Origin of the sequence: Limosilactobacillus avium (genome assembly GCF_947381485.1) — a bacterium.
Taxonomy (GTDB): domain Bacteria; phylum Bacillota; class Bacilli; order Lactobacillales; family Lactobacillaceae; genus Limosilactobacillus; species Limosilactobacillus avium.
In genome coordinates, this window is record NZ_CANCWN010000020.1 from 1 (window position 1) to 11665 (window position 11665).

An 11665-nucleotide genomic window follows, 5' to 3' on the forward strand; every position below is an offset into this window, starting at 1 on the left:
GAAGACCTCCTTACTGATGATTTCAGTATAGGAGGTCCTGCTGACAATTTATAGACGTGTCGTTATGGTGTGCTTACCCTTATCCTTCCGGTGCCGGATATTGAAGGAATGGCGACTGGAATGACTCCGCCCGTGGTTATCGTGACGACGACCGTGAGAGCGGTAATTTCCCCCATTATGACGGCGGTTACCATTGTGGTGACGGTAGTGGTTGCCACCATGGTAGTCATTACGCTTACCGCGGTGGCGCCGAGGAAGCGGCCGCTCCGGTGTAATCTTGACCGGTACTTCGCTGGCGGCTTCCTTCGTCATATCGTTCAGCAGGGCGGCAACCAGGTCCGTTGCGTTGTGAGTCTCCAGAAGCTCCGCCGCAGCCTCCTTGTAGCGGTCTGTTGAGTCCTGGGCAATCAACTGGTCAATGTCGTTAAAGGCACTGGCCACCTGTCCCCGGAAGGCTTCCTCAGCCGATGGTGGCTTAAGGGGCAGCATCCGGACCCGGGTAAGCTTTTCGATTTCGTGCAGGTACTCCATCTCGTTAGGCGTGACAAAGGTCAACGACGTTCCGTGGTGGCCGGCACGGCCCGTCCGGCCAATCCGGTGCACGTAAGAGTCGGGGTCCGACGGGATATCGTAGTTGTAAACGTGGGTTACCCCTGAGATATCAAGGCCCCGGGCCGCAACGTCTGTGGCCACCAGAATATCAAGGTCCCCATTCTTGAACCGCTTCATGATCTTGGTCCGCCGGTCCTGGGTCAGATCACCATGAATGCCGGCCGCATTGTATCCCCGCGCAATCAAGCCGCGGGATAGCTCATCAACCCGTCGTTTAGTCCGCCCAAAGACAATTGTTAAGTCCGGGTCCTGGACATCAATCAACCGGGTCATGATGTCGAACTTCTCGTAGTCACGAGCCCGCACGTAGTACTGGTCGACCAAGTCGGTGGTTAATTCCTTGGCCTTGATACGGACCGTCTCCGGGTTTGTCATGAACTGCTCGCCGATTTTCTTGATTTCCGGCGGCATCGTTGCGGAGAACAGGAGCGTTTGCCGGTCGGCGGGAGTCTGGTTGATGATCGCCTCGATATCTTCAAGAAAGCCCATGTTCAGCATCTCATCGGCCTCATCCAGGACCAGGGTCTGAATGTGGTCTAACTTGACGGTGTGACGGTTGAGGTGGTCCCGCAGCCGTCCTGGGGTCCCAACAAGGATTTGGGGATGGTGCTTCAGGTTCTTGATCTGCCGCCGGATGTCGGCGCCCCCGTAAACGACTTGTACCCGGGCATGCTTATCCTTCCCCAACCGATACAATTCTTCCTGGGTCTGAATTGCCAGTTCCCGAGTTGGCGAAATGATAATCGCCTGGATGTTAGGGTTATCGGTATCAACGTGTTCGATAATCGGTAAACCGAAAGCGGCCGTCTTCCCGGTCCCAGTTTGGGCTTGGCCAATAACGTCCTGCCCCTTTAAAACCATTGGAATCGTCTGTTCTTGAATGGGCGTTGCTTCTTCGTACCCACTCCGCTTAATGGCCTTCAATAGGCTCTTTGACAAACCTAATTCGCTAAACTTCAAAAAATTTCCTCCTAAAAAGCAACCAGTCGGCCGGTGAAGTACTTGATCACCGAATGCCGGCTGGTGCCAAAATTATTGTTCTTTAATTGCTGCCAGGACATTTTCAAGATGAATGCCGTGGCTCGCCTTTAACAGGACCATATCCTGGTCCGTCAAATCAGCTTTTAAATCCGCGGTTAGCTGGTCCAGCTGGTCCGCTTGGTAATAGTGGATGGCTTCCTTTGGGTAACCCTCTTCAAGTAACTTATCCCGCAGGGCGGCCATCTCTGACCCGACCAGGTACACTTCCTGAACCTTTGCTGGGTCAATCTGTTCGGCAAGGCTAGCGTGCAGCCGTGGTGCCGCATCCCCGAGTTCCAGCATGTCCCCAAGGACGGCAATCCGCCGACCATTAACTGGCATTGCTGAAATTGTATTTAAGACTTGCTTTGCCGCTGTTGGGTTTGAATTGTAAACATCACTCAGGATTTGGGCTCCCTGGGTACTCTTGAACCATTCGGCCCGGTTTTCTGTCAATTCGACATTGGCAAGGGCAGCCTTCATGTGCTTAGGAGTGATGTGGAGCTGCTTACCAATGGCAATCGCCGCCAGAGCGTTGTTGACGTTGTATTCACCGACCATCGGAATGGTAAACTGCTCGTCTGGCCACTCGTTAACCGTGAAGTCAATTGAACGGCCCTTGTCCGTCACGCTGGTTGCGTAGAAGTCATCACTAAGCTGCCGACCAAAGCGCACTGTCTGCTGGGTGATCTTCTTGACCCGCTCGTTGAGGAGGGGCTCATCACCATTAAAGACGAGGGTCCCGTCCTCCTTTAAGCCGTTGACAATTTCCATCTTGGCATCGGCAATCCGGTCACGGGTACCAAAGAATTCAATGTGGGCCTCCCCAATCATCGTGATGACGGCGATATCCGGGCTTACCAGCTTACTCAAGAAGTCTAACTGGCCAAACCGGTCCATCCCCATTTCAACAACGACCACTTCGGTATTGGCTTCCATATTCAAGAGGGTAATTGGCACACCAATTTCATTGTTAAAGTTGGCGTAGGTCTTGGTAACGTTCAGCTGGGTACTGAGGATTGAGGCAATCATATCCTTGGTCGTCGTCTTCCCGTTACTACCGGTAACGGCCACTACCATTGGATTAATCTTACGCAGGTAGTACTTACCAAGTTGCTGAAGGGCCTTGAGGGGGTCGGTAACGACCAGCAGTGGGTGGTCGTGATCAACGACTTCGTGGTCACTGGCCCACAGGGAAGCGGCGGCCCCGTTCGTGAAGGCCGTTTCCACGTATTGGTGACCATCATGCGCACCCTGAAGGGGGATAAACAACGCGCCGCTTTCCAGGTGCCGACTGTCAAAGGAAACACTCGTTACTTCAACATCTTGCCATTTACTAATATCATTTTGCGCATTGATTGCACCAGCAATCTCCGCTAACTTCATCTTCATTGAAAGCTACCTCTTCTTTTGATACTTTGGTCTAGCTTTTTAATTATACCACCCTCGCCCCGTTAATACGATTTAAAAAAGAAGAAAGCGGTGGCTGCACCATCCGATCGGCAGTCATTCCGCTTTTCAATCACATTTCTTTTAGGCGTTTGATCCGCGCATCTAGCGGCGGGTGGGTATCAAAAAGGTTCTCATACCACCGGTGTTTACGATTCAACTCCGGATCACTAATGTACAGGGCACTGCTGCTGGGGTTAACGTTCTTCATCGGCTGGGCCCCCTTCAACTTTTCCAGGGCACTGATCATCCCGTGGGGGTTCCGCGTTAGTTCGACGGAGCCGGCATCGGCAAGGTATTCCCGGTTCCTTGAAAGGGCCATCTGGGCAATCGTCGCCGCCAGTGGGGCCAGGACGATTAGCAGAATCGAGCCAATAATGGCAAAGACGTTTACCCCATCGTCATCATCATCACGACTGCCACCGAACCACCAGAAGTTCCCGGCAAAGTTAACCAGGGCAGAAATTGCCGCCGAGAGGGCTAAGGCAATCGTCTGCAGGCGAATATCGTAATTGCGGACGTGACTCATTTCGTGCCCCATCACCCCTTCTAGTTCTTCCCGGTTCATCATTGCCAAGAGGCCACTGGTGGCGGCCACCGCTGCGTGCTCGGGGTTATTCCCCGTCGCAAAGGCGTTCGGACTCGGGTCGTCAATGATGAACACCCGTGGCATTGGAACCTGGGCAACCATCGCCATGTCCTCGACAACGTGCCACAAAGCGGGGGCCTCCTGGGCGGAATGGATTTCCCGGGCGTTATTCATGTTCATAACAACATCCGTTGACTGACCGATGATTACCACCATATAAATGAGGGCAATTACGGCCGCAATCACGATTCCACCAACCGTCGAGCCGGCAAAGAGGTATCCCACGGCCGCCCCAATTAGGGCCACGAGGATGAAGAAGCCGAACATGACAACAATTGTTTTACGCTTATTACGTGCAATCTGCTGGTACAACATTCAACTCACCCTAATCATCAAACGAAACCTTTGGCGTCTGCTTGGCATCATCAGGCACTTGCAGGTATTCCATCTGGGTAAAGTGGTGAAGCTTGGCAACCAGGTTGCTAGGGAAGGTCTGAATCTTGGCATCCAAGGCCGCTACCGTACTGTTGTACAGTTGCCGTGAGTAAGCAATCTTGTTTTCCGTGTTACTCAGTTCTTCCATCAGTTGCTGGTATTCCGTGCTAGCTTTCAGATCAGGGTAATTTTCAGATACCGCAAACAGGGTTCTCAATGTTCCCGTCAGCTCGTTAGAAACCGCCATCTTCTGGGCATGATCATCGTCAGGAACGTTGTTTAATGCCGTCCGCAACTGAGTGACCTTCTCCAGGGTTGATGCTTCATACTTGCTGTAACCCTTGACCGTCGAGACCAGATTAGGGATCAGGTCGTTCCGCCGCTGAAGCTGGACGTCAATCTGGCTCCATGATTCTTGCGCGTGGACCCGTAACTGGACTAGGCCGTTATATAAGACAACGTAGATCCCAATCAAAATTACGAGGACCAGGATGACAATTAATATCGTCATTGTCATTCCTCCTTTATTTTATCTGCCTGTATTTTAACAGACTTGACAACTAACGGGAATTAATCAGCCAGACCTTTAGCAAATACTTAGAAGTTCGTGTATGCTTAAACTAAGAACGATGAGAGGTGTTAACTATGAACGTATTATTTGTTTGTCTGGGCAACATCTGCCGGTCACCAATGGCAGAAAGCATGTTCACCAAGCTGGTCGATTCGGCAGGTGAAAGTGACCGGATCAAGGTGGACTCAGCGGGAACCAGCAGCGAAGAGGAAGGCAATGGTCCCCACCCCGGCGCCCTTAAGACCATGCGTAAGCACGGCCTGCCAACCGCCGGCCTCGTTTCCCGGCCAATCACCGCCAAAGACTTTGACTGGGCCGACTACATCATCTGCATGGATAACATGAACATGTACAACCTTAAACGCCAGGCACCGGTTGATGACATCAGCAAAATCCACCTGGCAAACGAGGTTGTCCCCGGGCACGAGACGGAAGAGATTCCTGACCCCTGGTACACCCGCCGCTTTGAGGACACCTACCAGAGTTTAGCCCGGACCCTCCCCCTGTGGCTGGCTAAAATTGAAAAAGAGCTTTAATAAAAAGCAGGCCCCAACATCCGGTCATTCCGGACATCGGGACCTGCTTTTCCCTTAGGAGTTACGACCCGTTGTATACTTTGTACTAAAGTTCTTCTGGACGTTTTGAGGCGCCTGCTTGAAGGGCTCTGACTTAACAAAGTGTCCCCGCAACATCAACCGCCGTTCACCGTTGGCATTGCAAGTGATCAGCGTGATAATCGGCTGCTGGGTGTCGTTAACCACCTCAACCTGGTGGGGGTCAATGAACTTCCGCTGGTAGAGCTTGTATTCATATACCCGCTTTAAATCAGTGATGTAAACCATCTGACCTACCTTGGCATGGTAGTAAAGGGGGGAGAAAAGAATCTTACTGCCGTTGGCCATATTATGACCAGCTAACGCATAGTTACCCTTCCCCATCTTCATGTCAGGACGCATCGTCCCCGCCGCCAGGGCTAACGTTGTGTTGTTTGTTCCGCTCGCAATGGGAATCGTCATTCCCGCTGATGGCATTGTGATTTCTCCAATGATGTTGATGGGCTGCTTTTTTGCCCGGGCCTTGGCGACCGTCTGGAAGTTCAGATCCTGAACGTCAGCATAATTATAGGTGGCCTTCTTTTTACTGTTTTGTTGGATTGTCTGGCGCGTGATGTTGGGGCGGTAGCTGCTTACAAAGTGCTCCTTGATCTGTTGGTTGAAGATCAGGCAGGCTGATATTACTAGTAAGATAACAACCGCGGTCCACCGTAGCCATTCCCGTGACCGGTGCTTCTTATTATTCACCGTTCTCACTCCTTCTTTCGGTAATCATTGTCTCAGTTTACCACAGAAAAGCAAAAAAAGACTGGAAAAAGCAATCGCTTTTTCCAGTCTTTTGCAATTGTACTGGTCTTACTTGAGGCCGTACTTCTTGTTGAACTTGTCCACCGCACCATCGGCTTGGGTAAACTTTTGCTTACCAGTGTAGAATGGGTGTGAATCAGAAGTAACTTCAACCCGGATTAATGGGTATTCGTTACCGTCTTCCCACTTGATGGTTTCCTTTGAAGTGGCAGTTGAACCAGAGATGAACTTGTAACCAGTAGAAGAATCTTCAAATACTACTGGGTGGTAATCTGGATGAATTCCTTGTTTCATAATTTAATACGCTCCTTTTGCCATGAATCATTGCCTGAAACATAGATAATCAACCCTAACAGGATAACATGAATTAATTATCAACGCAACATTTTAGCTAATTTTTACTGATGAATCGTCTTCAATCGCAACGTTTGCATGGAGGCGGTTAAGCTTCCACACAATCCGGTCGTAGCCGCGTAGGATGTTGCCGGCGTTATTAATTACCGTTGTCCCGTCGGCCATTAGTCCCGCGATTGTCAAAGCGGCGCCGGCCCGAATCTCGCCAGCGGTAACGTTAGCCCCGTGTAGGTGGTCGGTATGCTTGATCACGATGGTCCCATCATGGGCCTCAATTCGCATCCCCATCTTTTGCAGTTCGGGGACGTGCTTAACTCGCTTTGGGTAGATGGTGTCGACAATTACGCTGTCACCCTCTGCCAAGGACATCAATGGCGTCAACGGTTGCTGTAAGTCAGTTGCAAAGCCCGGGAAAGGCATGGTTTTAACGTGAACCGCCTTGAGCTTAGTTGTCTTCGGGACATAAATTTTGTCGCTATCGATTTGGAGGTTGACCCCCATCTCAATCATCTTACTGGTGAATGATTCTAGGTGCTCTGGAATAACATTGTGAATCATTACCCCGTCACCAAGGGCAGCTGCCAGGGCCAGATAGGTTCCCGTTTCAATCCGGTCAGCAATGATCGTGTGGGTGTTCATCGATTGCAAGGTGTTAACCCCCGTAATCCGGATGGTGTCCGTTCCAACACCCCGAATCTTGGCACCCATGTTATTTAAAAAGGTTGCCAAGTCAATGATTTCGGGTTCGCGGGCGGCGTTTTCAATCACCGTCGTCCCTTCAGCGCGAACCGCTGCCAGGATTGCATTGATTGTGGCCCCCACGGAAACCATATCCATGAAGATACGGGCCCCGTGCAGACCGTCCTTAGCTTCGAGGTGGACCGTCCCGTTATTTTCGCTGACGGTTGCCCCCAGCGCTTTAAAGGCCTTTAAGTGCTGGTCGATTGGCCGCGGCCCAATGTTGTCACCACCGGGGAAGGTTAAAGTTGCACGGTGAAAACGACCTAACAGTGCGCCCATAAAGTAGTATGAAGCCCGGAGACTCTTAATGGCCTTGCTTGGAAGTTCAGCTTCGATGATTTGGGTTGGGTCAATGTCGAGAACGCCGTGGCTAAACTCTGATTTGACGTTCATTGACTTTAAAATGATCATCAGATTGTGAACATCCAAGATATCCGGAACCGTGTCGAATTGTACTGGCGTATCCGCTAAAATGGCAGCCGGGATCAACGCAACGGTACTGTTTTTCGCACCACCGATCGTAACTTCGCCCGACAGTCGGTTTCCTCCTTGAATGATCATTCTTTTCATTTCCGTGTTTCCTCACTTAAAAATAGTTAGTTTTATAATCGTTTTTATCTTGTTAAGTATTGCTATTAAACAATCAATAGTAATGATAATTAATTGTTTATTAAATTACAACCTTTTCCGGGTAATCTTAAGGAAATTAAAAGGGAGCGGGCTCCTTTATCCCCCGCTCCCTTTTAAAATCATCTTTTAAGCTTACTTTTCACTGGCGGCCGCTTTAATAAAGGCAGCAAACAGTCCCTCTGGCCGGTTTGGCCGTGACAAGAATTCTGGGTGGTACTGGGCAGCAACGAAGAACTTCTTCTTTGGTAGTTCCACTACTTCAACCAGGTTCCGGTCCGGGTTGATTCCCGAAACAACCAGACCGTGGTCTTCCATCTCTTGCCGGTAGGCGTTATTGAATTCGTAACGGTGACGGTGCCGTTCACTAATCATGGATTTATTGTCGTAAGCCGCGGCGGCAACCGTTCCTGGCTTCAGCTTGCATGGGTAAGCGCCCAGCCGTTGGGTTCCACCCATGTTTTCAACATCTTCCTGGTCTGCCATCAGGTCAATAATGTTATGCTCCGTGTTCGGATCAAATTCGGTCGAGTTAGCATCCTTGTAACCAAGAACGTCACGGGCAAATTCAATGCAGGCGGTCTGCATCCCCAAGCAGATCCCCAAGTACGGCACATCGTTTTCCCGGGCATACTTAATCGCGGTGATCATTCCTTCAATCCCCCGGCTTCCAAAACCACCGGGTACCAGGATCCCATCGTAGCCCTTCAGGGTGTCAGCAACATTATCAGGAGTAATGTTTTCCGCATTAAAGTGGTCAATCTTGACCTTGGCGTTAACCGGGTACCCGGCATGGCGGAGAGCCTCGTTAACGGAAATGTAAGCATCTTGCAGGTCAGTGTACTTCCCGACCATGGCAATCTTAACCGTCTTGGTCAGTTCATTTTCAATGTGGTTGACCATGTTGGTCCATTCCCGCATGTCGGCAACCGGTGCGTCGATGTTGAAGTGGTCAACAACCAACTGGTCCATCCCCTGCTTTTGTAGGTTCAACGGAATCTCATATAGGGTGTTGACATCTAATGATTCAATTACCGCCTTGGGGTCAACATCACAGAAGAGGGCGATCTTCTGCCGCATCTCGTCGGTGATTGGCTTTTCCGTCCGGACAACCAGGATGTTCGGCTGAATTCCCAGGCCGCGGAGTTCCCGAACACTGTGCTGTGTTGGCTTGGTCTTCATTTCACCAGCAGCCCGCAGGTACGGAACCAGCGTGGTGTGAATGTATAAGACGTTCTCGGAACCCACTTCTTCACGCATCTGCCGGATGGCTTCCATGAATGGCTGGGATTCGATGTCCCCAACGGTCCCCCCGATTTCCGTAATGACGACTTCCGCGTCCTTACTTTCACCGGCCCGCTTGATCTTGTCCTTGATTGCGTTGGTAATGTGGGGGATAACTTGGACCGTCCGTCCTAAGTAGTCACCACGCCGTTCCTTGCGCAACACTTCGGAGTAGATTTTACCAGTAGTGACGTTTGAGTACTTGTTCAGGTCATTATCAATAAACCGTTCGTAGTGACCGAGGTCCAGGTCGGTTTCGGTACCATCATCAGTAACGAACACTTCACCGTGTTGGTATGGGCTCATTGTTCCGGGATCCACGTTAATGTACGGGTCAAACTTCTGAATTGCCACCTTTAGGCCCCGGTTCTTCAATAGGCGACCCAATGAAGCAGCGACAATCCCCTTTCCTAAGGATGAAACAACCCCACCAGTTACAAAAATGTATTTCGTCATTGCTTTTACTACTCCTTTGTTTTAATTGTAGGCGGTTATAAATACAGAAAAGCTCCCTATTTCTGTTGAAACAGGGAGCTTACTTATTTACGAACTTCATAGCCTGACTTTTACAGGCGCCCAAGAAAGATAATACAGGGTCACCGTAAAATAGTCAAGAGAGACGCTTAAGATTTATTCGTCATCATCGTCGTCATCGTCTTCGTCGTGCAGTTCAGACAGCTGGTCTTCGATGTTGTCGTCTAGATCGTTATCATCGTCGTTGAAGTCGTCATTTTCTTCATCGTAATCGTCATCATTATTGTCGTCATCGTCATTGTCATCCAGGTCTTCATCTTCTGGATCATCATTGTCGTAGTCGATGACGTCATCGTCGTCGTTGGAGTCTGCCAAGAAGGCGTTAACCTTACGACGCTTCTTCTTTGGCCGGTCTTCTTCGTCCTCGTCGCTTTCACCAACCGTGGCTTCGTCGATGGATTCGAATGGGTACCATGCCCGCAGGCCCCAGGTATTGTCACCAAGGGAAATAAAACTGCCGTCGATGTTCAAATCAGTGTAGAACTGGGCGAGCCGTTCACGGATTTCCTCATCGCTCTTGCCCAGGTATTGTTGAATTTCATTGGTCAGGTCAACAAACGCCATCGCTTCTCCATGGTGAGCTAAGATAGCGTGCGCCACCTCAACCATTGAAAGTTCTGATTTGTCTTGGCCGTCAAAAACCTTTAATTCCAAATTGGTGCACATCCCTTCAAAAAGTCTAAATTACATCTTACAATATTAGGCCTTAAATTGCAATTGAAGTTGGTAATTTCCCACTTCCTGGTCCCCAGTCTTTAGAACATAGTCCACGTTGAGGTGCCCCATGGGAACATCCAGGTCCAAGTCCTTTTCCAGCCGCTTGGTAACGACTCCCAGGCGGATCACCCCGTACTCAGTCCGGTAGCGGGTAACCGTCTCCTTCTCCTGGTCAAATTCAAGCTGGGTCCGCATCGCGCCTTCACGGTGAAGGTGGACCTGGTCGTCTAAGCGAAACTGGACCGGAGTGGCCTGCCCATTTTGGTGCTCAACGTAGCGTAAATAGTACTTTCCGTTTAGTTCAACAAAGTTGCCGTCCTCACTAAAGGTGAAGTTTTCCTGCTGACCATCCTGGCGAATTGTCGTTGTCAGCTTAACTTGTACCGGCGTAATTTTTTTGATAATCCATCGCGCCCTTTCTCTATTCGTAATTTTCCTCCCAATTATACTTGAAATCGGCCGAAAAGGTGACCAAAAGCCATTAATTTCTGCCGGTTTCTTGTATAATAAATTGTATAAAGAATAAGAAAAGAAGATTGTTAATCATGAATGACTTTATCAAGCAACCAGTTGCTGAATTTGACCAGCCACTGGTTCCACAAAATAACACCACATCCTTTATCTATACTAACGCCCTCCTCCAGTCGAGCAAGGAAATGGCCACCCCCCTGCTCCACTTCTGGACCCTGGAGAAGACCGTCATCCTGGGGCTCAAGGACCAGCGCCTTCCGCACCTTGACCAGGCCCTAAAGGTGTGCGAACGGCACGGCTACCACTACTTTCTCCGTAACTCCGGTGGTCTCGCCGTCATTAGTGACGATGGCATCCTGAACTTCTCCCTCTTCTTCCCGTGGCACCTGGAAAAGCGCCAACTGACGATTGATGAGGCCTACGAAAGAATGATCACCGTCATCAAGGCCGCCTTCCCTGAATTACAAATTGAAACCGGGGAAGTCACCCACTCATACTGTCCGGGGACCTTTGATGTCCACGTCAACGGGCAAAAAATCGGTGGTATCTCCCAACGGCGCAACATGGACGGTGTTGTCGTAATGCTTTACCTCGGGATCAATGGTCCCCAGATGACCCGCGGGGAACTAGTTCGCGACTTCTACGATGCTGGCCTCGGTGATGAAGAAAATAAGTGGCACTTCCCTGATGTTTGGCCAACGTCAATGACGACCATCAGTAGCCTGCTTGGTCATGAGGTTACGGTGGCCGATGCCAAGCAACGCCTGCGTAACGTCTTTCCCCACCACCAGCAAGCCAAGTTTGACCAGCTGATGTGGCAGGCCAACTTTATCAAGTCCTTAAATGATGAACGGATTGCCATCGGTAAGCTTCAACAGCGACTTTCAAAGGAGAATTAGT

The 11665-nt window shown here is 50.3% G+C and carries 12 protein-coding genes; 2 read left to right on the forward strand and 10 right to left on the reverse strand.

What is annotated here, in order from left to right; all coding sequences use genetic code 11:
• Positions 1–48: 48 nt before the first annotated feature.
• The 4 genes from QOS01_RS07060 to QOS01_RS07075 all read right to left on the reverse strand — a co-directional run bounded on the left by QOS01_RS07060 (position 49) and on the right by QOS01_RS07075 (position 4616).
• On the reverse strand, positions 49–1572 hold the full coding sequence (locus tag QOS01_RS07060; RefSeq protein WP_283621714.1) for a DEAD/DEAH box helicase: 1524 nt from the start codon (positions 1570–1572) through the stop codon (positions 49–51).
• A 72-nt stretch (positions 1573–1644) separates the two neighbouring features.
• Positions 1645–3024: a UDP-N-acetylmuramoyl-tripeptide--D-alanyl-D-alanine ligase gene (locus QOS01_RS07065; protein WP_283621715.1), complete on the reverse strand. Its 1380-nt coding sequence runs from the start codon at positions 3022–3024 to the stop codon at positions 1645–1647.
• A gap of 130 nt (positions 3025–3154) precedes the next feature.
• The gene (htpX, locus tag QOS01_RS07070; RefSeq protein ID WP_283621716.1) at positions 3155–4045 is read right to left on the reverse strand and encodes a zinc metalloprotease HtpX; all 891 of its coding nucleotides are present in this window, start codon (positions 4043–4045) and stop codon (positions 3155–3157) included.
• A 10-nt stretch (positions 4046–4055) separates the two neighbouring features.
• Positions 4056–4616 carry a LemA family protein gene (locus QOS01_RS07075; protein WP_283621717.1) on the reverse strand — a complete coding sequence of 187 codons (561 nt, stop codon included), beginning with the start codon at positions 4614–4616 and terminating at the stop codon, positions 4056–4058.
• 134 nt (positions 4617–4750) lie between these two features.
• Here QOS01_RS07075 and QOS01_RS07080 point away from each other — a divergent pair, with 134 nt between their 5' ends.
• Complete coding sequence (locus QOS01_RS07080; RefSeq protein ID WP_283621718.1) at positions 4751–5212, forward strand: low molecular weight protein-tyrosine-phosphatase; 462 nt, start codon at positions 4751–4753, stop codon at positions 5210–5212.
• Between the two features lie 54 nt (positions 5213–5266).
• On the opposite strand, the gene QOS01_RS07085 is transcribed toward QOS01_RS07080, so the two are convergent.
• The 6 genes from QOS01_RS07085 to QOS01_RS07110 all read right to left on the reverse strand — a co-directional run bounded on the left by QOS01_RS07085 (position 5267) and on the right by QOS01_RS07110 (position 10666).
• Entirely contained in the window at positions 5267–5977 is a 711-nt protein-coding gene (locus QOS01_RS07085) for a class A sortase (RefSeq protein WP_283621719.1), read from the reverse strand.
• A gap of 108 nt (positions 5978–6085) precedes the next feature.
• A complete protein-coding gene (locus QOS01_RS07090) occupies positions 6086–6331 on the reverse strand; it encodes a type B 50S ribosomal protein L31 (RefSeq protein ID WP_003714015.1) in 246 nt (81 codons plus the stop codon).
• Positions 6332–6424: 93 nt separating this feature from the next.
• The gene (locus QOS01_RS07095) at positions 6425–7702 is read right to left on the reverse strand and encodes a UDP-N-acetylglucosamine 1-carboxyvinyltransferase (RefSeq protein WP_283621720.1); all 1278 of its coding nucleotides are present in this window, start codon (positions 7700–7702) and stop codon (positions 6425–6427) included.
• A 192-nt stretch (positions 7703–7894) separates the two neighbouring features.
• Positions 7895–9499: a CTP synthase gene (locus QOS01_RS07100; protein WP_283621721.1), complete on the reverse strand. Its 1605-nt coding sequence runs from the start codon at positions 9497–9499 to the stop codon at positions 7895–7897.
• A 174-nt stretch (positions 9500–9673) separates the two neighbouring features.
• Positions 9674–10231 carry a DNA-directed RNA polymerase subunit delta gene (gene rpoE, locus QOS01_RS07105; RefSeq protein ID WP_283621722.1) on the reverse strand — a complete coding sequence of 186 codons (558 nt, stop codon included), beginning with the start codon at positions 10229–10231 and terminating at the stop codon, positions 9674–9676.
• Between the two features lie 45 nt (positions 10232–10276).
• Positions 10277–10666 (reverse strand): DUF1934 domain-containing protein, encoded by a 390-nt coding sequence (locus QOS01_RS07110; RefSeq protein ID WP_283621749.1) that lies wholly within the window; start codon positions 10664–10666, stop codon positions 10277–10279.
• Between the two features lie 173 nt (positions 10667–10839).
• On the opposite strand from QOS01_RS07110, the gene QOS01_RS07115 reads away from it, so the two are divergent.
• A complete protein-coding gene (locus QOS01_RS07115) occupies positions 10840–11664 on the forward strand; it encodes a lipoate--protein ligase family protein (RefSeq protein WP_283621723.1) in 825 nt (274 codons plus the stop codon).
• Position 11665: the final 1 nt, after the last annotated feature.